A 25807-nucleotide genomic window follows, 5' to 3' on the forward strand; every position below is an offset into this window, starting at 1 on the left:
AGCATCGGGGCTCAGAAGTTCATGGATAAAAGAGGGATGGAGACAGTGAAATGACAGGAGTACAAAGGACAGAAAGCAGAAACTTACACAGCAAGGTAAACAAAACATTTTATTACAGTTTTTTTTCTATTTACGCGGCATTGGTGCTGCAGAATGTTATCACGCTCAGCGTAAATCTGGCGGATAATATGATGCTGGGGGCTTACAGTGAGACTTCGCTGGCAGGTGTGGCAGCGGTGAACCAGATTCAGTTTGTATTTCAGCAGATCCTCATGGCACTCGGAGACGGACTGGTGATCTTCTGCAGCCAGTATTGGGGAAAAAAGCAGACCGGACCTATGAAAAAAATAGCTGCCACAGCCATGCATGCCGGACTTGTGGTGGCAGTCCTGTTGTTTGTGGGAGTCAGCCTTTTTCCGTACCAGGCTGTGGGGATTTTTACCACAGACAGGCTTATTATTGAGGAAGGGGTACAATATCTGAATATCATCCGGTTTACTTATTTATTCTTTGCAGTCACCCAGCTTTTGCTGGCAGCCCTTAGAAGCGTGGAGGTGGTAAAGATTGCGTTCTGCCTCTCCATTATGACATTTTTTATCAACTGCGGAATCAATTATGTGTTGATATATGGAAATTTCGGTGCACCGGAAATGGGGACAGCGGGTGCCGCGGTGGGGACGCTGACTGCCAGGATCGTGGAGTGTGCGGTACTGATCATATACATAATAAAGAAGGAAAAGAACCTGAATCTCAGGTTGAAGGATTATCTCCAGTTTGACAAGGTTTTCTGTAAGGATTATTTTAGGATCACAGCCCCTATGGTGGTGGTGCAGAGTCTTTGGGGAGTCAATACTGCACTGCAGACTGTAATTCTGGGCCATATGACATCAGCGGCGATTGCTGCCAACAGTGCTGCCTCCACTTTGTTTTTGATGGTGAAATCCACAGCCGTGGGGGCGGCCTCCACGGCGTCCATTATCATAGGTAAGACCATTGGAACAGGGGATATAGCGCTGACGAAAGTCTATGCAAGAGTAATGCAGAGAATGTTTCTGGTGATTGGGATCTTGTCGGGTATCCTCCTGTTCTTTATCCGAATCCCCGTTCTGAATCTTTATGATCTGTCTTCCGCCACCAAAGATATGGCAAATACATTTTTGATCATTCTTAGCGTAGTCTGTGTTGGAATGTCTTATCAGATGCCCACTAACAATGGAATCATAAGGGGCGGGGGCAATGCCATGTTTGTGGTGAAGATGGATTTGATCAGTATATGGCTCATCGTCATACCGTTATCTTTCTTTATGGCGTTTGTTATGAAGGCATCTCCGGCAGTGGTGGTATGCTGCCTGAATGCGGACCAGATATTTAAATGCATTCCTGCATTTTTAGAATCGCACTATGGGAACTGGATACGAAAACTGACCAGGGATGAAAGTCCTGCTTCGTAAAAATGGCATATGAAAACTGAATAAGTAGTATTTAGCGGATGCGCCGGAATGTATGCCGGGGTATCCGTTTTTATGTATTCGGGATTGAAGAGAAAAGCCAAAGTATCTTTACTTTTTCTGGATTTGTATGGGAATTGTATGTATAATGATTGGTATATAGTAACGGTTCCGCAGTAATGTAGAATTCCTGCCGGCAAAGGTGGTTCCCCGTGGATCCTGCCTGGGGCTGAGGGGAGACGGAACCAAAATCTTGAAATGAGGGAGGAAAGAGAATGAAATTTCAACCAAACAGTGCATTTTTGTTTACCCTGGCAGGGCTGGTGATATTGTTTGTCATTGCACAGTCCATATTTTTTCTGGTACGTGCTTACAGACGGGGGAAAAGCCTGGGGATCGAGACGGCACAGATGAAGAAAACGATTGTGTCAACAGCCGTTTTTACCCTTGCGCCGGCGGTATCGATACTGCTGGGGGTTATCACTTTGTCAAAGTTTCTGGGACTGCCGCTGCCATGGCTGAGGCTTAGTGTGATCGGGGCTATTACTTATGAACTTCCTGCGGCTACTTCCACAGCAAATGCGCTGCATATTTCCCTGTCGGAAACCATAACAGACCCAAAGGTTTATACAGCCATCTGCTGGGTTATGACTCTTGGTATTTTTCCGGGGCTTATATGGGTACCGCTTTTCATTAAGAAAATTCAGGGCGGTCTTTTGAAGATAAAAAACAAGGACAGCAAATGGGGAGATATCTTTATGACTGCCATGTTCTTAGGCATGATATCCGCGTTTCTGGGAATGGTGTTCTCCGATATCCGTATTGGGCTGAAAGGGTGGATCCCTATTTTTGTCCTGCTGTTTTCCGCGCTTCTTATGGGGATCTGTGGAATTCTCATTAAGAAATGCGGCTGGAAATGGCTGGAGAATTATGCACTTCCCATCAGTATGCTGGGAGCTATGATATTCGCGGCGGTCATAACGCCCATGATAGGAGGCTGACAGAATGAAGAAAAACGGTAGAACGTATGAAGATATGACACATATTTACGGGCGCATCTGGATCCTCTGTGCTCTGGGCATGATCTTTGCCTATCCTATTGTCACCTGTATCTATTATCAGGCGTGGCCGGGCTGGAAGCCGGTGCTCAAAGGACTACTGGGTGTGGCCCCTATTTTCTGGACCGTGGGTTTGATCGAGGTGGTGACTTTTGTTCCCATGCTGGGGACCGCAGGGTCTTATCTGGCTTTTGTCACAGGGAATCTGACAAACCTGAAGGTCCCGGCAGCACTCACTGCCATGGAGAATGCCAGGGTAAAACCGGGAACAGAGAAGGGTGAGGTGATATCTACCATTGCGGTGGCCACTTCCTCTATTGTCACAACCATTGTGATCGCTCTCGGCGTGGCACTTCTCGTGCCGCTGACGCCCATCTTGAACAACCCTGCAGTGAAACCGGCATTTGACAATATACTTCCGTCCCTGTTCGGCGGCCTGGCGGTGGTGTATGTAAGCAAAAACTGGAAGATTTCCGTTGCGCCGCTGTTATTTATGGTCATTCTGTTTCTTCTGGTGCCGTCCCTTTCAGGGTCTGTGGGGGTGCTGGTTCCGGTCGGGGCAGTGATCGCCATTGGCTCTGCAAGATTTTTATATAAGAATGGGAAATTATAGTAACAGTTCAGACAGGTCTGCGCATTTACTGCGCTGACCGTATGAAAAAGTAGTGTCAGCTTTATCCGGCCCATCGCGAAGCGATTCTTAATGGCTGGATGCGTAACAGTTCAGCTTGTCTGAACTGTTACAAATTATAGGAGGGAATGGAAATGTTGGAGATCATATTATGGATTTTGCTGGCAGCCGTGGTGGCATTTTTGGCCGTTATATTTGTGCGGGCTGCTATGTTCAAACCAAAACCGGAGAGAAAGCCTTCCGGAAAACAGGTAATGGTAAATGAAGAAAAAATAGTACAGGATATGGCGGAAATGATACGTTGCAAAACCGTATCTTATAATGACGAAAGCCTGATTGACAAGGCGGAATTTAAGAAGTTCCGGGAACTGCTCCCTAAGATCTACCCGGAGATCCACAGTTGCTTGAGCCGCCAGTTTGTTGGGGTGAACGGTATGCTGTATCACTGGAAAGGAAAAAAGGAGGGGCGCCCGGTTGTGCTTATGTCCCATTATGACGTGGTGCCTGTGGAGGAATCGCAGTGGGAAAAACCTGCTTTTGAGGGGATCGTGGAAGATGGCGTTCTCTGGGGTAGAGGGACTTTGGACACGAAAGGGACCCTCTGCGGAATTATGGAGGCAGCGGAACAGCTTCTGAAAGAGGGGTATGTGCCGGAGCATGATATTTATTTTGCTTTTTCCGGTCAGGAGGAGATTAACGGACCAAGCTGCCCGTCTATTGTGGACTGGTTTGAGAAAAAAGGGATTTCACCGGCAATGGTAGTGGACGAGGGCGGTGCTGTGGTGGAGAACGTGTTTCCGGGTGTGTCACGGGAATGTGCGCTGATCGGCATAGCAGAGAAAGGACTTACTAACATTGAATTCCATGCAAAAAGCAATGGAGGTCATGCTTCTATGCCCCCGGTCCACACCATTGTGGGGGAATTGGCCCAGGCAGTGACAGAGGTGGAGAACCATCCGTTCCAGCGTCAGCTCACAAAACCTGTGAGGGAAATGCTGGATATCTTGGGCCGTCATTCCACCTTATTATACAAAGTGATCTTTGCAAATCTCTGGTGTTTTGAGGGCGTATTTGATAAAGTCTGCAAAAAGTCCGGCGGTGAGCTGAATGCCATGATGCGGACCACTTGTGCCATGACAAAAATGGAAGGGGGAAAGGCCTACAATGTGATTCCGCCGAAAGCTTCCGTGGGCATGAACCTCAGACTGATCGGAAGAGATACTGTGGAATCTGCAAGGGAATATCTGGCGCGCACCATACAGAACCCTAATATTGAAGTGTCTGTAGTGGAGGGAAGAAACCCCTCAGCGGAATCTGACACGTCCTGCAAAGAGTGGGAACTGTTATCCCAGGCAGTATGCGATACCTGGCCGGAAGCATTGGTTTCTCCCTATCTCATGATGGCCTGCAGTGATTCCTGGCACTACTGCAGAATTACCGACCGGGTGTACAAATTTTCTGCTATGAAGCTGTCCAAAGAGGAGAGAGGAATGATTCATGGAAATAATGAGAGAGTTCCCGTAAAAACCCTTGTAAAGACAGTAGAATTTTATATCAGGCTTATGAAAAGCTGCTGATAAGCAATTGTTCTGTTAAAGAATCACAGAGATTTTGCAGATGATTCCGAACAGGCGGTATAAATGCCATTGCCATTTTCCGAGGCAATGGCATTTTAAAGTTAAAAATATATGCCCAGCCTTGTCAGAAAACTTTGTTTCCGCCTCTCATCACTGAATCGGAAAATAGATATCAATTTCCGAATTCTCATTATCCGGGCCTGTAAATCGTTCCGCATAGCATTCAAAATCATCCCGCCGTGCAAGTTCAAATCCGCTTTTTGGAAACCAGACACCCCAAATGTAATGATATGTTTGAAGCAGGGTGTCCACAGTCCCTTTATGGATAAATCTAGCATATGTTCCCCCGGATAACTTTTTAACTTCCATATCTTTTATAACAGGATATCCTTCCGGGATCTCAACACCCACAAATGCAGTAGATGCGCTGTCAATATGAAAGATATGGGGGGCGCAGGTATCGCCGGCTTCATAGACGCCGTACCGCTTATTTAAACGCAGTGCCGGGGGAATCTGCTTATTGAACTGCTGCCATACAGCAAAAGATTCACTGCCGCTGATCGTTGTGTAAAAGCGGATCCCCATAATATATATGGCAGGTATGGTGACAATGTTTGGACTTAAACCGGCATAAGTGACGATAGTATTATCAGGCATCTGTGCGGACTGCCTGTTTCCGATCAAAACGTCGATCCCGTGTTTTCTGTACTCTGTGGGTGTCATGGAATATCTGTCTTTAAAAGCCCTGGTGAAACTTTCAGCGGACTCAAAATACAGAGAAAGTCCAATATCAATAATCTTTTTTTCACTGTGGGTCAAATCCCATGCGGCCTGTGCTAATCGTCTGCTTCGGATATAACTTCCGATGGTTTCCCCCATGACTGCGCTGAAATAGCGGTGAAAGTGGTAGTAAGAATAGGAAACTGCCTCTGCAACATCCCGCGCAGTGATCGTTTCATATAAATGATTCTCAATGAAGACAATAGCCTGCCCAATGATATGCCGGTCATTCAAAGACGGCTTCCTCCTTTCCGTTGATCAGTCGATCACAATATTTTATAGAAATCCGGGTCTGCTTTTTCCTGGGGAAAAAGAGCCTGTATTTCCCCGGCATTCAGCATGCCAACTGAAAATGTATGCCATTCATTGGCCTGTGGGGAACCGAATGTCATCTCAATGGTTTTGTCTGTCACATCAAATACCATAGTGCGCAGTGTGCCGAAAAATTCTTTGTAATAGTGGCAGCAAAGCCCGTCCGGATAAGAGGCTGACAGTAGTTCCTTTATTTCCTTTTTTGAAATACGTTTGTCCTGTTCAAACAGTTCCACTATAGTATCATTGCGGATAACAGAATTTTCAATCACCGTTTTTTCGTATGGTCTGATATCCTCAAACAAGGTATGGTTTGTGGATGTGAGATATGCTTTGCCGTCTTTGCCATCCAGGATCTCATAAGCCTTATGTCCGTCGATGCATTGTAATAATGCTATTTTATCATAGCTGTCAGCTAACATCAAATTAATATTAAAACCGATAGGCGCATCCATGGCCCATTTCACTGCTTCGTCCACCGTCCGGCAGTTTTCCAGTATGCTGCGGATAACGATCCAGAGCTGAAATCCTGTTACGCCTGCTTTTTGTGCACCATCAAAATTGCCTACCGGAAGTCCGTTTCCGGCCTGGCACACAGCAAGGCCGTGTTCGTTCATGCCGTCGCCTCTTCCGAACAGATGCAGGGTAGAGCCTATATAACGGTATTTTCCCTTGATAGCAGTATAGGCGAAGCACATTTCCTCCATTTCATCGTGGAAGTCATAGTTTCTGGCCATCATTGTATGATGATTGTCAGTCTTTGACGGCAGTGCCGCCATGAGACTGCATCCCCGCTCCAGGTAGGTCATTGCATAGAAAATAATCTGCTCTGCATTTACACCCACAGTGTCCGAAAACCCTCTGATCTCTTGGTTGATTCCTGGGCAATAGCTGTCCAGCAGGGCTGTGATCTGTTCAAATTTGTCATGTGGATAAGTATCCGGCGGAAGTAAAGCCCGCTGCAGCAAATCAGGAGCCGATAAGATCCAGTTTCCAATCTGCGTACCCACCTCATAACTTGTACCGGTAAAATTTTTTAGATATACATTTGTTTTTTCCATATTGATATCATTCCTTTCTTGGGTAAAATGATTGTAACTATTCAGTAGATCTGCGCATTCACTGCGCTGACCGTAAGAAAGTGTACCACGGTCAAGCAAAAATCCCATCGCCAAAGGCAATTTTGCATGGATCTTTGCCTGTAACTGTGAGGGTATTGAACAGTTACAAATGATTATAATAGGAACCAGGAATATAAACTTGATATTTTTTGCTGTTTACCGGACTTGGTTTTGGAAGACTGTCTGCGGGTGTACTTTGCGAAGACGGTGCTGTATCCTGGTAACTTAGCTGCCATATCCGGCAACTAAGCTTTCATGCTATTGCGTATTCCCACAGAGTCTGGTAAGGTTTAGGCAGATGGGAAAGGAGCTGGCAGTTTGAAGATAACAGTGCACACGGGCACAGAAGAGAAAGAGATAAAAATCAGCATAACCTGCCAAAGTATGACACCTGAAGTTGAACGGATCCTCTCCATGCTGCACATGCTGAACAAGCAGCTGACCGGATATAAGGCAGGCGAGATGCATCTGATCGAAGCGGCTGATGTATTGTATATTGATACGGCAGATAAAAGGACATTTCTGTATACGAAAAATGAAATATATGAGACCACACTTAAACTTTATGAACTGGAGGAACAGTTGGAGGACGCTGATTTTTTCAGGGCAAACAAGTCCTGTATCATTAATTTCCGGCACATTGCCTCCCTGAAGTCTGAGCTGAACCGGCGGCTGTTAGTGACTATGACAAACGGAGAAAAACTGATTGTGTCCAGACAATATGCAGAGTATGTGAAAGAAAAACTGGAGGTTCGGTAGAGTATGGAAAAAGATAAAACGATATTTGATTTCTTGGGAAATGTTTTCTGCATGTATGGGATTACCACAGCATTGCTGATCTTGTTTGCTTTGCTGTTTGGGGATTCGGCAAAAGAAATTTCGGGAATGTTCTGGCTTGGAAATGAGGGGATCCCTTTGGAGGTCCTGGCAGAGTTCTTGCTGACTTCATTTTTGATCACAGGTATCCAGTATCTGTTTTTTTCGGAAAAAGTGTTCAGACATATGTCTGTAAATTGGCGTACAATCTGCATGCTGGGATCTATTTTGATCGTAACCAGCTTGGCGATCTGGAGATTTGCATGGTTTCCCATAAATATGTGGCAGCCATGGGTATATTTTTTGCTGAGTTTCCTCATCAGTGTGGCAATAAGTATAGGCGTCATGTACCTGAAAACAAAGGCTGAGGACCGCAGGCTGAAGGAAGGTCTGGAGCGGATGCAGAAAAAGTGGAAAGAGGAAGAGACAGGGGAGGAAGAATAAAGTGAATTATGACAGCAGTATTAAAATGATGGGTATCAGTCAAACTTTTGGCGATAAGACCGTGCTGAAGAATATTGATCTGACGTTGGGAAAAGGGGAGATCTTTGGTCTTCTGGGCCCTTCCGGGGCGGGAAAGACTACGCTGATCAAAATCCTAACAGGCCAGCTTGTGCAGACAGGAGGAAGCGCGGAAGTGCTGGGGACAGACACCAGAAAACTCACCAGCAGCATCTACACAAAAATGGGTATGGTACTGGACAACACCGGCCTTTATGAGCGTTTGAGCTGCCGGGACAATCTGGCATTGTTTGCTCAGATTTATAGGCTGCCAAAAGGGAAGATCCGGGAGATCTTAAAGGATGTGGGGCTTTTGGAAGCAGAAAAACGTCCGGTCAACAAGCTTTCAAAAGGAATGCGGCAGCGTCTTGTCATGGCAAGAGCCCTGATGCACGATCCGGAAATCTTATTTCTGGATGAGCCCGGCAGTGCCCTGGACCCATCCACAGTAAATGAAATCCATGCTCTGATCCGCAGGGAGCAGGAAAAAGGTGCTACCGTTTTTCTGACTACCCATAATATGGAGGAAGCTGCAAAATTGTGTGACCATGTGGCACTTCTTCACGAAGGGAAGATCGTGGAATATGGACATCCGGAAGAAATCTGCAGGAAATACAATCATCAGAACAGAATCAGGATCCTTCTGAAAAACGGCAGGGAAGTGACCCTCCAAAATGAGAGTGATGCTGCGGATAAAATACGGGAATTTTTTGCGTCAGAGCAGGTGGAGAGTATCCATTCCACAGAGCCAAATCTGGAAACGGTATTCCTGGAACTGACCGGAAGGAGGTTTGAATAGATATGGACAGCAGAAAGATTTATGCTATATGGAAAAAGCAGATAAAAGACACGTTGAAGAATAAAGAGATACTGATCCAGTTTATTTTGTTTCCGTTACTGACTGCAGTGATGCAGCGCAGTATGAACATTGAGGGAATGCCTGAGAACTATTTTATTTCCCTTTTTGCCACCATGTACATCGGTATGGCACCGCTCACAGCCATGGCTGCCATACTCTCAGAGGAGAAAGAGCGGGGTACACTGCGTGTACTGCTCATGTCCAATGTAAAAGCAGGGGAATACCTGATCGGAACCGGTGGTTACGTGTTTATGATATGCACATTAGGGGCTTTGTTTTTCGGTATCCTGGGCCATTACCGGGGAGCGGATTTGGCTGGTTTTGTGCTTGCTATGTGTGTTGGCATTTTGATCTCCCTGCTTCTGGGGGCGGCAATTGGGGTTAGGAGCAAAGGGCAGATGGCAGCCACATCCATTGCGGTTCCGGTTATGATGGTACTTTCTTTCCTTCCTATGCTGGCATCCTTTAATGAAAAAATAGCAAAGGTATCAAAATTTCTTTTTTCCCAACAGTGCAGCAAGATTATGGAAGGGATTGGATCACATGCGGCTAAGGCGGAGAGTATGGTGATCATAGGCTCTAATTTCCTGGTGGTGATTCTGCTTTTTACATTCTGCTACAGAAGGTACGGGCTGGAATAGAAAGCAGGTATGCAGGTATCCGGGAAGGTTCATTTTGAGGAGGAAAAGGTATGAAGCTGAATATGACAATGATTTCCGATTATCTGGACAGTCCGAAGATAACAGAGGGGCAGATAAACCGCCCCTTTGATTTTTATCTGGAACGGGTGGAGGTCTGCACTGGGAAAGTATGGCAGGAATCCTGCCTTTATATAGCGGATGCAGAAAATCTTCCAAGCGTACCGGTCATAGAAAACAGGATTTCCCTTATCTGTATCGGACAACTGCCGGATCGTTACAGACAGGTACTCTGTGAGTATCTGTGCGTGGAGGAGAAGACGGATATCGTCCTACTGTTTCAGAAGGCAGCTGAAATTTTCCGGCGTTTTCAGGACATGGAGGTAAGGATCTTAACGTGTCTCGTGGAGCACGCGCCTATGAATGAAATAGGCAGAATCCTTTTTGAGGTGCTGGAGAACCCGGTCTCCTTCGCAACGCCTGTATTCCGGATCATGATGTATGTGCCGGGGAAGAAAAAACATGATAAGAATTTTTCACTGGCTGAAAATACCTATCTGCCGGATGATGAATATATGGTTGTTGTCTCTGACCCGGAGTATAAAGAGACACTAAAGACAAAAGTCCCCGGCATTTTTTCAGAGAAAATGTACGGGTTTCGGAAGATATACTGTAATATTTTTCATCGGCAGGAATACTTGGGCAGACTGGTGGCAGATGAGGTCTACCGTCCCTGCAAAAACAGCGATCTATCATTTCTCATGCTCATATCTGAATACGTGAAAATGGCGTATCTTGACATCTGTCCTGTCAATTTGGGAGAGACGAAGGAGTTTGACCACATGGTGAAAGAACTCACAATCTTTGAACGGCCTTATCTGGATGCGTATGACTCCATACTCCAATCCTATGGATGGAAAAAGTCAGATACCTATCTCTATGTATATCTGTCCAGCTTTTCTGAAAATAACCGGCATTCCAGGCTGGCGGAGCATATGTTGTATCTCCACCGGATCTTGGACAGTAATTATGCCTTTGTTCATGAAAACCATATTCATCTCATTCTGCATTATCCAAAAGGAGAAAACAAAAAGATATATGAGATCCTGGAAAGCTTTGCCGGACGTCACGATTTTTATATTGGCTGCAGCAATTGGTTTCACGATTTTGAAAAAGCAGGCATGTATTTTCACCAGGCAGTGATCGCTTTTGAGACAGGCCATCAAACAGACCATACAAAAAGAGTTTACCTGTATGAAAAATATATCCTGGATTACATAGTAAAGACAGCCTGCCTGAAACATAACAAAGAGTTCTATATCTCCCCTCCTCTGGCTTCTCTGACCGCGTATGATCAAAAACACGGAACAGAGCTGGTTTACACACTGAAAATATGCCTGGAAAACAGCGGCAGTGCAGCCGCTGCCCAGGAAATCCTGCATGTGCACCGGACCACATATCTTTACAGGATCAAGAGGATCGAGGAGATAACCGGCTGGCAGTTAAAGGAATACAGGACAAGATTATATCTCATGATCATGTTTGAGATGGTGGATATATAGGCATAAAATCTTTCCTACAAAATATAGCAAACAGCATCCCAAACTTTCGGTGTTATAAGCATATGATTTCGCACTTGCCAATGTTAAGATGTAAATATAAAAGAAGATCTTCTTTCAACCGAAACGAACAGAGAAAATGGAGAAAGGAAGGATTCATATGGTAAGTGTTTTAGGGATAGCGGCAGCCATTGCTTTGCTGGTGTTCCTGGCTTTTAAACAATGGAATATGCTTCTTGTCAGCCTGCTGTGTGCGGTTATTGTAGGGCTTACAAGTGGTATTGGCTTGTGGGCGGTTTTCAGTGATTACTATATGCCGGGTCTTGTGGGATTTTTTGGTTCCTGGTTCTTGATCTTTACCATCGGCGCGGTATATTCGGAGTTCATGTCACGTTCCGGCTCGGTTTCAGCCATTGCTTATAAGCTGGTGGATGTCTTTGGAAAAGATAAGATACTGCTGGTCATGTTTATTGTGTGCTGTCTGCTGAATCTGGGCGGTGTAAATCCTTATGTGCAGATATTTATTGTATGGCCCATGGCAGTCGTATTGTCAAAAGAATTTAACATACACAGGGGAATCTGGCTTTCCATTTTTTATCTGGGATTGTTTACTGCACAGCTTTTTCCGGGAAATCCCAGTATGGTAAATACCGTTGTATCACAAATACTGCAGGTGTCTGCAGGAACCGTTCCGCTGGTTTGTCTGGTGATGTTTCTTCTCTATGCAGCAGTGGGATATCTCATTATCAGAAGAACGGAAAAGCGGTGGGAGGCAAAGGGACGCAGATACGTGGAGACAGAATCTGACAGGCAGATGGTCAGACCTGAAAGAGACAATCTGCCGGGGCTGGCAGTGGCGTTGATCCCCATGATACTGGTAATCTTTTTGTATACCGGCCTGACATCGGGATGGTTTGCGTTTGTGGGAATAAAAAGGCTTGAGGCATCCAACAGCATACTGGCTTCCATGGGCATTGCATGTATTGCGTGTTATCTTCTCAACCTGAAAACACTCAGAGGCAGTGAAAAGGATATTATTTTTAAAGGAATGGCCGGAGGTCTGAACCCGACGTTTGCGGCTGCTGTGATCGCTGGTTTTTTGGGAGTCATTACAGGCTCACAGGGATACCAGTTATTTACGGAGGCTGTGCAGAAGGTGGGAGGCAATCCGTATATGCAGTGTCTTATAGCCGGAAGTGTAACGGGATTTATAACCGGAGGCGGTGCGGTGACTGCACAGACTGTTTTGGGGACATTCGGACAGGGATGGCTGGCCAACCCCTCTGTAAACCCGGGGCTGCTGCGGCAGATAACCGTGGCAAATACGGCGGGAGGAATCACGTTATCCCCTCATTCGGGCGGCCTTCACGGGGTGATGGGGTTTGCGGGAACGGATTTGAAAGAGTCCTATCCTGTCTGTATAACCAGTGTGATACTTCCATCCGTTGTCATTAATATTATTTTTTCTGCGATTGCAGTATTTATGTAGAAGGAGGAGTGGAATATGGCAGAGAACATGGTGCTGGACTGGATGAAATTCAGCAGCTCGGTTGGCGGTGAGGCAGCGGAGAAAGAAAATTATCTAAAGGTGATCCGGGGAGAAGAGCCGGATTGGGTGCCCTTATATTTTGATGCCTGTGACTGGGTATTTACAGGGTTCATGCTTGACTATGTAAATAAAGAAAGGAAATTCGATATCTTTAATGTGGAGTGGGAAATCCATGAGTCAGGCAAGATGCCTAAGCCAAACAGAAAACTGTTGGAGGATGTGACAAAGTGGCGTGATTTTGTGAATTTTCCGGATACTTCAGAAATTAACTGGGAGCAGATGGCAGCGGAGGCTTTGAAACTCCATAATCCCAATAAAGCCATGGGATACCGGACAGATGGCTGCGGCGGAAACTTTTTTATTCCGCTGATGAATATGATGGGGTTTGAGGAGGGTCTATGCGCACTCCTTGAGGAACCGGAAGCAGTGGATGAACTGTTTGAAGCGGTCACGGTGCTGACAGAGGAGTCCATGAGGCATTTGATTCCTATTTATAAACCGGATGTGGTGATCATTGATGATGATATGGCTTCTGCCACCAACCTTTTTATCTCTCTTGACACGTTCAGGGCCAGGTTCCGTCCTTTTTATCAGAGGCTTATCAATGTGGCAAAGGAATTCGGACTGCCTGTTGAGCTTCACATGTGCGGATGCTGCGAAAAAGTGATACCTGATTTTGTGGAAATGGGGGTCAGTATCTGGCAGCCGGCACAGATTATGAATGATCTGAAAGGGATCAAGGCCAGGTATGGGAACCGCCTGGTACTGAACGGGGGCTGGGATTCCCAGGGAAAAGCCGGAATGCCCGGGGCCTCCGAAGAAGTTGTGCGGCAGTCTGCGAGAACAGCTATTGACCAGTTCGCGGAAGGCGGAGGTTATGTGTTCTGGGATCTGAGCCCTGTGGGTCAGTCAGAGGATATGCAGAAAAAGATTGCATGGGTGGAGGATGAGGCCAGAAAATACGGAAGACGGTATTATAATAAAAAATAGCGTACTTTATGGCTGTACCGAAAAAGCAGAGTCTGCGATCTTTAAGAATTCCTCCATAGCTCTCGTCACATACCGGGAACGTTTGTGGTAAAAATAGATGTTTCTCTGGGAAATTGCCGGCTCCAGTTTATAAAAAACAATATTGGAATCAACAGGCACATGCCGGATCAAGGTATCCGTGACAAAGGCAATCCCCATACCGTAACAGGCCAGGTGGTATGCAGTGACCTGCTGGTCCAGCTTCAGGGGCACACTGGGCGTAAGACCTGCATTTTTCAGGAGCAGGTCAGAGCGCTCACGTGTGTCATTGCCTGCCCGCAGCAGCAGAAAAGGGGCAGATGCAAAATACTGTATGATAGAAGGGCAGACGGCACTGTCCTCATAAGAACCGTCTTTTATGGAAGAAGCATCCAGGCAGAAGGCTTCCAGCTGCTTTCCATGGACAAGTGCAGCCGGAACTGCTAAGAGAAGCTGTTCCCTGCAGAAAAAATGGCGTTCATATATGCTGTCGGAAAAAGGATAGTTGTCAATGACCAAATCCAGGCTGCCGGAAAACAATTGTGTTTCCAAGTCATTGGTTGTGGATTCGGTCATTTTCACATCAACAGAAGGATACTTCCCCATAAATTCGGAGAGCAGAGGGGGCAGGACATAGGATGCGAAGAGATTGCTCCCTCCCACGGACAGATGCCCTGTGCGCAGCGCTTCAAAGTCATTTAAGTAATTCTCAAATTCATTTTCCATATCCATAAGATGTTCTGCGTAATGTATGTATTTTTCTCCACATTCAGTAAGTTGTATGGGGCTGGTACTTCTGTCAAAAATAGGTGTCCCCAGCCGGGTCTCAATTTTCTTAATGGTAGCACTCAGGGAAGGCTGGGAGATATACAGATTCGATGCGGCTTTTGAAAAACTTCTTGTTTTGTAAACCTCATAAACATATTTTTTTCCTTCAAACATAGGTACACCTGCATTTCTATTTCTTATTTTCATTTATCTTATCATAAATTTTCCCGTATATAAATAGTTGTTTATAATAAATATATACATATATGTATTAGCTTCTAATGAAGGGCCATCTTATAATGTAGATAACAAAAAATGGCAGGTAAATGAAGATGCCGGAAATATACACGGACTAAGTAAGACAGAGAAGGTCCCGGGAAAAAGAGATAAAGAGGTAAGGAACGTATGGAAACGAAAATAAAGAACCCTAAGACAAGACAGGAACACGATTCGATCGGAACGAAAGAAGTGCCGGCAGAGGCTTATTACGGAGTTCAGACACTTCGTGCCGCAGAGAATTTTTACATAACAGGCATGAATATGCATCCGGAATTGATCAACAGTGTGGCGCAGATAAAAAAGGCTGCGGCTATCACTAATTTTGAAGTGGGGCGGCTGGATAAAAAGAGAACGGATGCGATCGTTCGGGCCTGTGATGAAATTATTTCCGGCAGGCTCCATGATCAGTTTATCGTAGACCCGATCCAGGGAGGAGCAGGGACATCCCTGAATATGAATGCCAATGAGGTGATCGCGAACAGGGCCATTGAAATTCTGGGGGGCCGGAAAGGGGATTATTCCATTGTCAACCCCAATGACCATGTGAATTATGGGCAGTCTACCAACGATGTTTTCCCCTCCTGTGGAAGGATCACAGCGCTGAAGCTTCTGTATCGGGCAAAAGAACAACTGGAACGGCTGTACAGAGCCCTTATGGAAAAAGCGGAGGAGTTTGACGATGTGATCAAGATGGGAAGGACACAGCTTCAGGATGCAGTGCCCATCCGTCTTGGGCAGGAGTTTCGGGCGTATGCAACGGCGATCCGACGGGATATTACCAGATTTGAACATGCAAAGGAGGAGATGAGTTCCCTGAATCTGGGCGGAACGGCCATAGGTACGGGATTAAATGCAGATGTACAGTATCTTCAGAAAGTGGTGAAGAATATAGCCCTGGTGTCCGGCCTGGACCTGGTCCAGTCCTATGACCTGATCGATGCCACACAGAATCTGGATGGATATACATCCGTATCCGGTGCAGTGAAGACCTGCGCAGTGAATCTCTCCAAAATGTCCAATGACCTTCGCCTGATATCATCCGGTCCGAGAGCCGGTCTGGGAGAGATCAATCTTCCCGCAAAACAGAATGGGTCTTCTATTATGCCGGGTAAAGTGAATCCTGTCATTCCGGAGGTGGTCAACCAGGTGGCTTTTAATATCATTGGAAACGATATGACCATTGCCATGGCTACAGAGGCGGGACAACTGGAACTGAATGCGTTTGAACCGATCATCTTCTACAATCTGTTCCAGTCCATTGAGACACTGACCTTTGCTGTGCACACATTGGTTGACAACTGCATCACAGGGATAACGGCAAACAGGGAACACTGCAGGGATATGGTGGAAAACAGTGTGGGTATCATCACCGCTATCTGTCCCCATGTGGGATATGAAAAAGCCGCTGTGATCGCAAAAGAAGCAATTTTGACAGGTGCTTCTGTGCGCAGTCTGATCATAAGAGACGGCCTTCTGGGGGAAGAGGAACTGAATGTGATATTAAATCCTTATTCCATGACCGAACCTGGAATTTCTGGGGAACAATTATTGGATAATGTTTGACAAATCTGACAAAAAGTGATATGTTTTTGTTATGGATTTAGTAAATATTACTATATTCCGGGTATTGCAGACAACATGACAATACTGGCAGCAGCAGTCTGGCTGTCAGAACCGTAAGACCGCGCAGCCAGCCGGTTTGCCTGCGTATGAGGAGAACAGATTTCACCGTATGCGGACATAGCATGGGTACTGACAAACGGCGAAAGGAGGAAGCATGAACACAGAACAGGTAAATCGAATGAGTACAGGCAGAGGATTTATTGCAGCACTGGATCAGAGCGGCGGAAGCACACCCAAAGCGCTGAAGCTTTATGGCATTTCCGAGGACAGCTATCACGGGGATGATGAGATGTTTGACATGGTACATGCTATGCGGACAAGGATTATGACCAGTCCGGCATTTACTTCAGAGCACATCCTGGCAGCGATTTTGTTTGAGAAAACTATGGAGCGGGAAGTGGAAGGAAAGCTGACTGCAGATTATCTGTGGGAAGAGAAGCATATCCTGCCGATTCTGAAGGTAGATAAAGGACTTGCGCCGGCAGAGAGCGGTGTGCAGCTTATGAAACCAATTCCCGGACTGGATGAACTGCTGGAACGGGCAAAGGAACGTCATATATTCGGAACCAAGATGCGTTCTGTGATCAAGGAAGCCAATGAGGCGGGAATCCGTGCTGTTGTAAAGCAACAGTTTGAACTGGGGGTTCAGATCGCAAAAGCCGGGCTGGTTCCCATCCTGGAACCGGAGATTGACATTTTCAGTGTAGATAAAGCGGAGTCAGAAAGGATCATGAAAGGATATCTGAAAGAGTATCTGGCAAAACTGGATGACAGTATCCGGATCATGTTCAAGCTTTCTATTCCGGATGTGGATGGGTTTTATTCCGATATTATGGAGGACGCCCATGTGGTGCGTGTGGTTGCTCTCTCCGGGGGATACAGCAGAGATGAGGCAAATGAGAGATTGGCCCGGAATCCCGGACTGATCGCAAGCTTCTCCAGGGCACTTACCCAGGGGCTGAATGTGGACCAGACAGAGGAAGCGTTTCATAAAATGCTGAAGGAGTCCATTGATTCCATTTATAAGGCTTCCGTTGCCTGAGGATAATTATGTGACAGTATTTCCTGCAATTGCAGGGTATATTCTATGATGGGGTGCTGCGTAGTTTGCAGCACCTTTTATATTGTGATGTATAGTAGGCTGGGGGCAGCTGCATTTTGTCGGATTGCTGTGGGATACAATTCTGATTTGTCTATTATAAAACCATCAATTCTAATGGTAATAATTACCATTCAGTAAATACCGTATAATCTCTGTTATTATCTGCAATTTTTCATTATAATACTTCCAAAAGATATTAGGTTTCATAAGATGCAGGTTTTAAATTGTTATGAAACCTTTTGTTTGTGTTGCGATTATAGGAAAGGAGAAGCCGGAATTCGGAGAAAATGATTTCCGAATAGCATATTTAGTCGTCTGAAATATAACAAAAGTTACGAAAAGTTTCGAGTGCTGCGGAAATTGAAAGCGCAAAACAGGAAAACGAAACTGAAAATTGTAAGATATATCATAAAAAGAAAGATAAGAATAAACAATATGCCGATTATGTGTGAATTGTTTATGAATAGATTGACAATTTGGCACAGCTTTTGTAGAATTAACTTATGAAAGTTACGAGGAACTAAAGATTTGAATTTCAGATGAAGCAGCCGGCATCCGGAAAAGATGGAAGGAACAACTGGAAAAAGAGAGGAAGCAATGTTACAGGAAGAGAGGAAGCAGTACATATTAAATTTACTCAATGCAAAATCATCGGTAACAGTTGCGGAACTTAGTAAGGCTTTTCAACTGTCCGAGGTTAGTGTCAGAAAGATGCTTATGAGGATGGAAGAACAAGGAGAAATAAAGAGGACGTGGGGCGGAGCAGTCAGCGTGGAAGGTTCTCTGCAGGAATACTCCCATTCCGAAAAGGTCCCTAAGTATCTGAAAGAAAAGCTTTCAATTGCAAAAGCCGCATATGAATGCATCAATGACGGGGATGCCATCATGCTGGACTCGGGAACTACCACATTACAGATCGCCAGGCTGATAAAAAAAGGCCCTAAAAGGAAAATAATGGTGACTACCAATGCAATCAATATTGCCATGGAACTTGCAGAGGCGGAGGATATTCCGGTTGTTTTGATCGGAGGTGAAGTCAGACACAGAATCCTCTGCTGTACAGGTAATTTTGCGGATGAGATGGTGCGGAGACTGTTTTTTGATAAAGGCTTTGTCAGCGGAAACCATATTTCTCTGGAGCACGGTTTTACTACGCCGAATATAGGGGAAGCGAACTTTAAAAGAGCGGTCATGAACTCATCCAAAGAGTCTTTTATAGTCCTGGACCATTCAAAATTTGGTGATGATTCTTTGTCTTTAATCTGTCCGATCAAGGAGATAGATACTGTACTTACAGACTGGGGCGCCCCGATCCAGTTTGTAGAACAGCTCAGGCTGAAGGGGGTACGGGTTATCTGCGGGAATGAACCTGTAAATTATTGGAAGGATACAGTGTTATGAATTGTATGGCTGATGAGGGCAGACTCCAAGTGCGCACGGTTTGTCTGAACAGTTTATATAAGAGAGGTAAAAGCAAAAGAACGGGAGGAGGATAAAACCGTATGAGAAACAAAAAGGTATGGAAGTTTTTAGGGATAATAATGTCTGTGAGTATGATATTTACACTAAACGGCTGCGGTTCGGAGAAGAAAGAGGAATCACAGGGGGAAAGCAGCAGCGAAAATGCGGAGTTTTCCTGGGATATGTGCTCAGGGGACACAATAACGGTACTGTTCAATGAACATCAGTATGTAACACCGATCATAGAAAAAATGGAGGATTTTGAGAAACTCACCGGTATAAAGGTGGAACATTCAACCATACCGGAATCCAATTATTTTGACAAGATAGGAACTCTTTTAAATGCAAAATCAGATAAGCTGGATATTTTTATGACAGGACCTTACCAGATCTGGGAATACGGAAGTGCCGGCTATATGGAAGATCTGCAGCCTTACATTGACAATGATAAGAAAACAAACCCAGAGTTTGATCCGGATGACTTTTTCCAGTCTATTCTGGACTCTGCACGCTGGGACGGCGTGGAAGGTCATGAAATGGGAGAGGGTCCCCTTTTGGGACTGCCTATGGGTTTTGAATCCAATGTAATGATCTATAACAAGAAAATCCTGGAGGAGAACGGACTGCAGGTTCCAAAAACAACTTCTGAGCTTTTAGAGACTGCCAAAGCACTGCAGAAACATAATGGGGAGAATTCTTATGGCGTTGCACTCCGTGGGGAGTTAGGCTGGGGAACCATCATCACTGCCTATCAAAGTCTGTATAAGATGTGGGGTGCCACTGACTTTGAAGTGGAGGGGGATAAACTGGTTTCAAAAGTAAACAGCCTGGAAGCTGTGGAGATGACAGATTGGTATGTAAAGCTGATTCAGGAAGGGGGAAGCCCAACCTGGGCCAGTGCGACCTGGTCATCCTGCGGCGGTGAACTGGGAGCCGGAACAGCAGCCATAATGCTGGATGCCACCAACAATGCTTTTTCCCAGACCATCCCTGAAAATGCGGCAGAGGCAAAGAACCTGGTGATCGCTCCAATACCGCTTCCTGATGGAAAGACAGCCGCAGATACAAAATCTCAGCTCTGGACCTGGTCTCTGGCAATGAACAGTGCGTCTGCCCATAAGGATGCTGCATGGCTGTTTTTACAGTATTTCTCAGGTAAAGAATACCAGAATGAATCTTCTGTAAGCGCAAAGATCGTGAATACCCCCAGGCAGTCCAGCTATGACCAGGCAGAATACCAGGAACTGCTTAAAAATTCAGAGGGATTTGTAGAAACCTTTGATGCCACAGTAGATGAGACTAAGATGTACTACACCCCGGAAACATATTTCTTTGAGGTGTCACAGACCTGGTGTCAGACACTGCAGGAACTGGTGGAAGGAAAATATTCATCCACGCAGGAGGGAATGGATAAACTGAAAGAGAAGCTGGATGAAATCGTATCACACATAGAGATTACGGAGTAAAAACCGGGCCCGCCTTGATTTGGTGTCTGGGCGGGCTTTTTTTGACCGTTTTTACGAAAATGAGGAGGTTGGGTCATGAATAAAAAACCCTTGAATCTGCGCCTGCGGCCGTGGCTGATCATACTGCCTACTTTGGTGGTGACACTTGGTATTTTATATCCGTTTTATCAGGCTGTTTTTTATTCTTTAACGGATTATTCACTAAAAAAACCAGTCTGGCATTTTGTAGGGATAAAAAACTGGCTGGAAATGTTCAAAGGAGTGAATTTTTGGCATTCTTTGTGGGTTACAGCAAAATATACCATAGCGGCTCTGGTGGTGGAGATGGGGCTGGGACTGGTGATTGCATTATCCCTGAATCGGAAAGACAATATTTTCACCAGAATACTGAAGGTGGTCCTGATTTTTCCACTTATGGTATCCCCGGTCATTGCTACACTGCTTTTCAAATTGATGACCAACTCATCTGTTGGAGTTGTGGAGCGTTTTTTGAATCTACTGGGCGTATATGGATTTCCATGGACAGCTGATTCTTCCACCGCGTTGTTTTCTGTTATTTTGATTGATACCTGGGTATATACACCCTTTGTGCTGTTGTTGATCTTAGCAGGACTCCAGGGATTGCCAAAGTCTCCCTATGAGTCAGCTTTGATAGACGGGGGGAGTGCCTGGTTTACTTTTAAGACCCTCACGCTGCCACTTTTAAAGCCCGTTATTCTGATCACACTCATATTCAGGCTCTGTGCCGCAATACAGGAATTCTCTATTATTTATTCAACAACAAAGGGGGGACCGGGTGATACTTTAATGAATCTGTCACTCAGCGCCTACCGGGATGCATTCACCTACTCCAGCATCGGAAAAGCAGTTCCGCAGATATTGGTTTTGTGGGTGATCATAAACTTTATCAGCAGTAAATTAGTCAAAGCTTGGCTAAAAGCAAAGTCGACGAATAACGGGTAGAGGGGGAGGATAAGCCATGTATCAGAACAAATCGAAATTTACTAAGCTGCTGGGGATTGGCAGTACAGTTTTTCTTGTGATATACACAATTTTTTCAGTTTTCCCGCTCATATGGATGGTTATCATATCTTTCAAAAGTGATGTGGATATGTTTAAGACACTTTTTATTTTCAAACCCACACTGGATAACTTCAGAAATGTCCTGACCACGGGAAACTATGTAAAGGCGTTTGGAGATAACTTTATTATCTGTGCCGGGGCAGTACTGGTGTCTGTGATCGTAGGCGTTCCGGCAGCATATGCTCTGGCAAGGTATAATTTTAAACGGAAAGAGACCGTGGCATTTACTATACTTTCCTTCAAATTTGCCCCCGAGATTTTGATCATAATCCCGCTATTTGCAATATTCCAAAAACTGCATTTATATGATACTTATTTCGGAATGATCTGGATTTATCAGTTTATAGGCCTTCCGCTGTTAATATGGGTGCTGCGCGGTTATTTTGAAGATATACCTGTAGAAATGGAGAGGGCGGCAGAGCTTGACGGATACAGCTGGTTTGAGGTGTTTTTTAAAATGTTGATCCCACTGATCCGGCCGGGGCTTGTGGCAGCAGCCCTGCTGACATTTATTTTCTGCTGGAATAATTTTACTTTTGGGCTGATGCTGTGTGGATTTAACATCCAGACAATTACAGTTTCCGCACTGACTTATATTGCTACGGATACCATACATTACGGACAGATGGCTGTAGCTTCTCTGATCGCCATTGCTCCTGAGATAATTTTGTGTCTGTGTATTCAGAAACATCTGGTCCGTGGACTTAGCTTCGGTGCTGTGAAAGGATAGGTGAGTGGTATGGCGAGAATCAGGCTGGAACACGTAACAAAAAAATATGGAAAAATCACAGCGCTTGAGGATGTATCTATCGATGTACAAGATAACGAATTCTATGTTATTTTCGGTCCGGCAGGTGCAGGCAAAACGTCTGTTTTGAATCTGATAGCGGGGATCGCAGACCCGGAGGAGGGGAACATCCGCTTTGATGATACGAATATGAATTACGTGGAGCCCAGAGAGAGGGATGTGGCAATGGTTTTTGAAAATTATGCCCTGTATCCCCACAAAACAGTGTACGAAAATATTGCGTCCAGTATGAGGACAAAAAAACACAGGCAGCCGGAAACGGTTGTTGACCGTGAAGTCAAAAGAGTGGCAAAGCTTATGAATATTTCTGAGCTTTTGGAACGAAGGCCCGCCCAGGCCAGTAATGGACAGAGGCAGAGGATTGCCCTGGGCCGTGCCCTGGTTAGAAATCCAAATGTATTTCTTATGGATGAACCGCTGGCCCATCTGGATGCAAAACTTAGAAATTCTATGCGCAAAGAGTTGAAATCTATGCAGGAAGCATTTCACACAACCACAATTTATGTGACACATGATTACACAGAGGCTATGAGCCTTGGCGATAGAATTGCTGTTATAGATCAGGGGAAAATCTGTCAGGTGGGTACAGGCAACGAAGTGTATTATCTGCCTAAGTCAGAATTTGTGGCAAAACTTTTCGGGGATTGCGAGATTAATATCCTAAAGGGCCAGGTTGTGGAGGAGGAAGGAAAAATCAGTATTCGTCTTCCTTACGGGCAGGAAAGCTATCCGGTACCGGAAGACATCAGAGATAAGCTGAAAAGCGCGGACGTGAAGCAGGTGGATATCGGTTTTAGAGGATGGGCTATTGACTATAGCAGGAATCCGCAGGAAGGGTTTATCAAGGGCAGTATTTATACCCATGAACCACTTGGGAACAAAGTAGAGCTTACGGTAAGCCTTGGTGATGACATGATTCGTTTTATTGTACATGTGGACGAGAAATTTGAAATTGATGAGACAGTTTATCTTCGTTTTAACATGGATAAAGGTATTTTTTTTCACAGTGAGACAAAAGAATATCTGGTACGCCATAATGAGGAAATCATGAGAGGCGGTGGAGAAAATGGCTAATTTAAAGCTGCGGAATCTATATAAAATGTATGAACAGGGCAATGGGAAAAATAAGAAAAAAAGTATACAGCAAAACAATGAATACGCGGTAAACAATTTGAATTTGGAGATTGAAGACGGAACATTTCTCGGTATTCTCGGCCCTTCCGGATGTGGAAAATCCACGACTTTGCGTATGATTGCCGGATTGGAAGAGATTACAAAAGGTGAGATCGCTATCGGGGATACTGTTATCAACAATACCCATCCGAAAGAGAGAAAAATCGGCCTGGCGTTTGAAGATTATGCTTTATATCCGCCTCTGTCCGTGTACAATAATATTGCTTTTTGCCTGAAAGCAAACAAAGTGGATAAAAAAGAAATAGACCAAAGAGTAAGAAAAATCGCAAAAATCATGAAGGTGGATGACCTGCTGGATGAGAAAGTGGAGGGACTGAGCGGAGGACAGAAACAGAGAGTCAATATAGCCAGAGCCCTTGTAAGGAATCCGAAGATATTATTGCTGGATGAACCTTTGTCTCATTTGGACGGAAAGATGCGGCAGATATTAAGAGGTGAAATCAAAAGACTGCATAAGGAGATGAAATGTACCACTATTCTTGTGACACATGACCAGATGGAGGCACTGTCTTTGGCTGACCACATCGCGATCATGAAATTGGGAGTTCTGCAGCAGTATGGTACACCGGATGAGATTTACAATGACCCGGTCAATGTTTTTGTGGCGGATTTTATCGGTGAACCGCCTATGAATCTATTGCCTGTGGTGGTAAAAAAACTGAACGGCGGCTTCTGTTTTGTCCTGCAGGACGGGACGAAGATAAAAGCCCCTGCTAAATTCAATTCCGTTTTAGATGAGGGCCAGCAGTATACTATGGGGATCCGTCCTACCAGTATTACCATTGCAGATGAGATTGACTTTGACGCAGAATTTACTGTAGATGTATTTGAAAACCTGGGTGATGAGAGAATTGTCAGCATCCGTATCCTGGAGGATTTTCTGACAATAGTCATAGAAGATATGCTGGTTTTCCAGAAGGGAAATAAGATATATGTAAAAATGAAGGAGGACTTGCTGTATCTTTTTGACAGAGAGACAGGAGAGCGGATAAGAGAATAAAAAGGAGGATGAATATGGGTAAAGTATATTCCAGAAGAGAACGTGTTGAGACTGCACTGAACCACCGGGAGCCGGACCGGGTTCCCTGTGATATGACAATTGCGCCCCCGGCGTATATGGAACTGTGTGAATATCTGCATGTGCCTTTTGAACCATATTGGTGGGATGACTGCAATCATGCTTTTGCATCCGTGGAAGTGTTGGAAAAACTGGATATTGATATCATGCATTTTTCTGCAAATGCCTTTGTACCAAAGGATTTTTCTATCGAACAGGATGAATTCCGGGACCAGTGGGGGGTACTCAGAAAAAAGATCTGGGATACAGATACAGACTTTATGTATATCAATGGAGATGCACCTTTGGCCGGAATCGAAGATGTAGCGGATGTTTACGCTTATCACTGGCCGAAACCGGAGGAGCTCTATGACCCGGATTTAGCGGTGCCGTTGGTGAGAAGCTTGTATAAAGAGACGGATTTTGCGCTTACCTGTCAGGTAGGAGGACATCTGTTTGAAATGGGACAGTTTCTTTTGGGATTTGAAGATTATCTGGCATATCTATATACAGAACCGGAGATTGTGGAAGCTATCATGGATAAGACCAGGGAAATCCAGATGAAAGTGGAAACCATGGTGATGGAAACCATAGGGGAATACCTTACCTATGTCAGACTGAACGGGGAAGATGTGGGAACACAGAATGGCCCGTTGATCAATCCAATATATTACGAACAGGTAGTAAAACCACGTCACCAGATAGAATGGAACCATGTAAAAAAAGAGTTTAGAAAATACAATCCTCAGGGAAAACTTTCCATCCATACCTGCGGCGGCGTCTATCCTTTTATATCGCATTTTATAGAAGCCGGTGCAGACATTCTAAATCCAATCCAGCCGTCCGCGGCGGGGATGGACACAGCGCTTATCGGGCACGAGTTCGGCAGCCGTCTTTGTTTTCATGGCGGCATAGACAGCGTAAATGTACTGGCTCTTGGAAACGAGGAGGATGTAAGAAGAGAAGTGAAAAAGAGGATTCATGATCTGGGGCAGGGCGGAGGTTATCTGTGTGCTCCTTCTCATAATATACAGGGCGGTGTACCTATGGAAAATGTGATCGCCATGTATGAAGCTATCCATGAGTTTGGAAGATATCCGCTTACATAA

At 45.1% G+C, this 25807-nt stretch carries 23 protein-coding genes; 20 read left to right on the top strand and 3 right to left on the bottom strand.

What is annotated here, in order from left to right; translation table 11 throughout:
• Positions 1–50 precede the first annotated feature (50 nt).
• From CI595_RS21955 to CI595_RS21970, 4 genes are all read left to right on the top strand, one after another.
• The gene (locus tag CI595_RS21955) at positions 51–1451 is read left to right on the top strand and encodes an MATE family efflux transporter (protein ID WP_095175755.1); all 1401 of its coding nucleotides are present in this window, start codon (positions 51–53) and stop codon (positions 1449–1451) included.
• Between the two features lie 272 nt (positions 1452–1723).
• A complete protein-coding gene (locus tag CI595_RS21960) occupies positions 1724–2449 on the top strand; it encodes a DUF5058 family protein (RefSeq protein WP_095175756.1) in 726 nt (241 codons plus the stop codon).
• Between the two features lie 4 nt (positions 2450–2453).
• Complete coding sequence (locus CI595_RS21965) at positions 2454–3119, top strand: hypothetical protein (RefSeq protein WP_095175757.1); 666 nt, start codon at positions 2454–2456, stop codon at positions 3117–3119.
• Positions 3120–3271: 152 nt separating this feature from the next.
• On the top strand, positions 3272–4714 hold the full coding sequence (locus tag CI595_RS21970) for a M20/M25/M40 family metallo-hydrolase (protein WP_095175758.1): 1443 nt from the start codon (positions 3272–3274) through the stop codon (positions 4712–4714).
• A gap of 150 nt (positions 4715–4864) precedes the next feature.
• Here the strand turns inward: CI595_RS21970 and CI595_RS21975 are convergent, their stop codons facing one another.
• Together CI595_RS21975 and CI595_RS21980 are read right to left on the bottom strand one after the other, a co-directional pair.
• Complete coding sequence (locus CI595_RS21975) at positions 4865–5728, bottom strand: AraC family transcriptional regulator (protein WP_095175759.1); 864 nt, start codon at positions 5726–5728, stop codon at positions 4865–4867.
• 32 nt (positions 5729–5760) lie between these two features.
• Entirely contained in the window at positions 5761–6867 is a 1107-nt protein-coding gene (locus CI595_RS21980; protein WP_095175760.1) for a C45 family autoproteolytic acyltransferase/hydrolase, read from the bottom strand.
• Between the two features lie 378 nt (positions 6868–7245).
• Between CI595_RS21980 and CI595_RS21985 the strand changes: the two genes are divergently transcribed.
• The 7 genes from CI595_RS21985 to CI595_RS22015 all read left to right on the top strand — a co-directional run bounded on the left by CI595_RS21985 (position 7246) and on the right by CI595_RS22015 (position 13839).
• Positions 7246–7686 (top strand): LytTR family DNA-binding domain-containing protein, encoded by a 441-nt coding sequence (locus tag CI595_RS21985; protein ID WP_095175761.1) that lies wholly within the window; start codon positions 7246–7248, stop codon positions 7684–7686.
• A 3-nt stretch (positions 7687–7689) separates the two neighbouring features.
• Positions 7690–8187, top strand: coding sequence for a hypothetical protein (locus tag CI595_RS21990; protein WP_095175762.1), 498 nt, complete (start codon positions 7690–7692; stop codon positions 8185–8187).
• Between the two features lies 1 nt (position 8188).
• Complete coding sequence (locus CI595_RS21995) at positions 8189–9043, top strand: ABC transporter ATP-binding protein (protein WP_243135236.1); 855 nt, start codon at positions 8189–8191, stop codon at positions 9041–9043.
• 2 nt (positions 9044–9045) lie between these two features.
• On the top strand, positions 9046–9744 hold the full coding sequence (locus CI595_RS22000) for an ABC transporter permease (RefSeq protein ID WP_095175763.1): 699 nt from the start codon (positions 9046–9048) through the stop codon (positions 9742–9744).
• 50 nt (positions 9745–9794) lie between these two features.
• Positions 9795–11303, top strand: a complete 1509-nt coding sequence (locus tag CI595_RS22005; RefSeq protein WP_095175764.1) for a PucR family transcriptional regulator — start codon at positions 9795–9797, stop codon at positions 11301–11303.
• A 157-nt stretch (positions 11304–11460) separates the two neighbouring features.
• Complete coding sequence (locus tag CI595_RS22010; protein ID WP_162291944.1) at positions 11461–12789, top strand: GntP family permease; 1329 nt, start codon at positions 11461–11463, stop codon at positions 12787–12789.
• A gap of 15 nt (positions 12790–12804) precedes the next feature.
• Positions 12805–13839: a uroporphyrinogen decarboxylase family protein gene (locus CI595_RS22015; protein ID WP_095175766.1), complete on the top strand. Its 1035-nt coding sequence runs from the start codon at positions 12805–12807 to the stop codon at positions 13837–13839.
• A 6-nt stretch (positions 13840–13845) separates the two neighbouring features.
• Here CI595_RS22015 and CI595_RS22020 read toward each other — a convergent pair whose 3' ends face one another.
• Positions 13846–14799: a LysR family transcriptional regulator gene (locus CI595_RS22020; RefSeq protein ID WP_095175767.1), complete on the bottom strand. Its 954-nt coding sequence runs from the start codon at positions 14797–14799 to the stop codon at positions 13846–13848.
• A 231-nt stretch (positions 14800–15030) separates the two neighbouring features.
• Between CI595_RS22020 and aspA the strand changes: the two genes are divergently transcribed.
• The 9 genes from aspA to CI595_RS22065 all read left to right on the top strand — a co-directional run bounded on the left by aspA (position 15031) and on the right by CI595_RS22065 (position 25807).
• A complete protein-coding gene (gene aspA, locus CI595_RS22025; protein ID WP_095175768.1) occupies positions 15031–16467 on the top strand; it encodes an aspartate ammonia-lyase in 1437 nt (478 codons plus the stop codon).
• 214 nt (positions 16468–16681) lie between these two features.
• Positions 16682–17569, top strand: coding sequence for a fructose bisphosphate aldolase (locus tag CI595_RS22030; RefSeq protein WP_095175769.1), 888 nt, complete (start codon positions 16682–16684; stop codon positions 17567–17569).
• 657 nt (positions 17570–18226) lie between these two features.
• Positions 18227–19030: a DeoR/GlpR family DNA-binding transcription regulator gene (locus CI595_RS22035; protein ID WP_242987103.1), complete on the top strand. Its 804-nt coding sequence runs from the start codon at positions 18227–18229 to the stop codon at positions 19028–19030.
• 101 nt (positions 19031–19131) lie between these two features.
• Entirely contained in the window at positions 19132–20556 is a 1425-nt protein-coding gene (locus CI595_RS22040) for an ABC transporter substrate-binding protein (protein WP_095175771.1), read from the top strand.
• A 75-nt stretch (positions 20557–20631) separates the two neighbouring features.
• Complete coding sequence (locus CI595_RS22045; protein WP_095175772.1) at positions 20632–21519, top strand: carbohydrate ABC transporter permease; 888 nt, start codon at positions 20632–20634, stop codon at positions 21517–21519.
• Between the two features lie 16 nt (positions 21520–21535).
• Positions 21536–22369 carry a carbohydrate ABC transporter permease gene (locus CI595_RS22050; RefSeq protein ID WP_095175773.1) on the top strand — a complete coding sequence of 278 codons (834 nt, stop codon included), beginning with the start codon at positions 21536–21538 and terminating at the stop codon, positions 22367–22369.
• A 9-nt stretch (positions 22370–22378) separates the two neighbouring features.
• Complete coding sequence (locus CI595_RS22055) at positions 22379–23521, top strand: ABC transporter ATP-binding protein (RefSeq protein WP_095175774.1); 1143 nt, start codon at positions 22379–22381, stop codon at positions 23519–23521.
• Positions 23514–24641 carry an ABC transporter ATP-binding protein gene (locus CI595_RS22060; protein ID WP_095175775.1) on the top strand — a complete coding sequence of 376 codons (1128 nt, stop codon included), beginning with the start codon at positions 23514–23516 and terminating at the stop codon, positions 24639–24641. The genes CI595_RS22055 and CI595_RS22060 overlap by 8 nt, the downstream gene beginning before the upstream one ends.
• A gap of 14 nt (positions 24642–24655) precedes the next feature.
• Positions 24656–25807, top strand: a complete 1152-nt coding sequence (locus CI595_RS22065) for a uroporphyrinogen decarboxylase family protein (RefSeq protein ID WP_158661658.1) — start codon at positions 24656–24658, stop codon at positions 25805–25807.

It is taken from the genome of Blautia hominis, from assembly GCA_002270465.1.
Classification (GTDB): Bacteria; Bacillota; Clostridia; order Lachnospirales; family Lachnospiraceae; genus Blautia; species Blautia hominis.

Bases quoted from the DNA above. Each gene is read 5' to 3' on its own strand.
- CI595_RS21955 (WP_095175755.1), top strand. From the start codon at position 51: ATGACAGGAGTACAAAGGACAGAAAGCAGAAACTTACACAGCAAGGTA.
- CI595_RS21960 (WP_095175756.1), top strand. From the start codon at position 1,724: ATGAAATTTCAACCAAACAGTGCATTTTTGTTTACCCTGGCAGGGCTG.
- CI595_RS21965 (WP_095175757.1), top strand. From the start codon at position 2,454: ATGAAGAAAAACGGTAGAACGTATGAAGATATGACACATATTTACGGG.
- CI595_RS21970 (WP_095175758.1), top strand. From the start codon at position 3,272: ATGTTGGAGATCATATTATGGATTTTGCTGGCAGCCGTGGTGGCATTT.
- CI595_RS21980 (WP_095175760.1), bottom strand. From the start codon at position 6,867: ATGGAAAAAACAAATGTATATCTAAAAAATTTTACCGGTACAAGTTAT.
- CI595_RS21990 (WP_095175762.1), top strand. From the start codon at position 7,690: ATGGAAAAAGATAAAACGATATTTGATTTCTTGGGAAATGTTTTCTGC.
- CI595_RS22000 (WP_095175763.1), top strand. From the start codon at position 9,046: ATGGACAGCAGAAAGATTTATGCTATATGGAAAAAGCAGATAAAAGAC.
- CI595_RS22005 (WP_095175764.1), top strand. From the start codon at position 9,795: ATGAAGCTGAATATGACAATGATTTCCGATTATCTGGACAGTCCGAAG.
- CI595_RS22010 (WP_162291944.1), top strand. From the start codon at position 11,461: ATGGTAAGTGTTTTAGGGATAGCGGCAGCCATTGCTTTGCTGGTGTTC.
- CI595_RS22015 (WP_095175766.1), top strand. From the start codon at position 12,805: ATGGCAGAGAACATGGTGCTGGACTGGATGAAATTCAGCAGCTCGGTT.
- CI595_RS22020 (WP_095175767.1), bottom strand. From the start codon at position 14,799: ATGTTTGAAGGAAAAAAATATGTTTATGAGGTTTACAAAACAAGAAGT.
- aspA (WP_095175768.1), top strand. From the start codon at position 15,031: ATGGAAACGAAAATAAAGAACCCTAAGACAAGACAGGAACACGATTCG.
- CI595_RS22030 (WP_095175769.1), top strand. From the start codon at position 16,682: ATGAACACAGAACAGGTAAATCGAATGAGTACAGGCAGAGGATTTATT.
- CI595_RS22035 (WP_242987103.1), top strand. From the start codon at position 18,227: ATGTTACAGGAAGAGAGGAAGCAGTACATATTAAATTTACTCAATGCA.
- CI595_RS22040 (WP_095175771.1), top strand. From the start codon at position 19,132: ATGAGAAACAAAAAGGTATGGAAGTTTTTAGGGATAATAATGTCTGTG.
- CI595_RS22045 (WP_095175772.1), top strand. From the start codon at position 20,632: ATGAATAAAAAACCCTTGAATCTGCGCCTGCGGCCGTGGCTGATCATA.
- CI595_RS22050 (WP_095175773.1), top strand. From the start codon at position 21,536: ATGTATCAGAACAAATCGAAATTTACTAAGCTGCTGGGGATTGGCAGT.
- CI595_RS22055 (WP_095175774.1), top strand. From the start codon at position 22,379: ATGGCGAGAATCAGGCTGGAACACGTAACAAAAAAATATGGAAAAATC.
- CI595_RS22060 (WP_095175775.1), top strand. From the start codon at position 23,514: ATGGCTAATTTAAAGCTGCGGAATCTATATAAAATGTATGAACAGGGC.
- CI595_RS22065 (WP_158661658.1), top strand. From the start codon at position 24,656: ATGGGTAAAGTATATTCCAGAAGAGAACGTGTTGAGACTGCACTGAAC.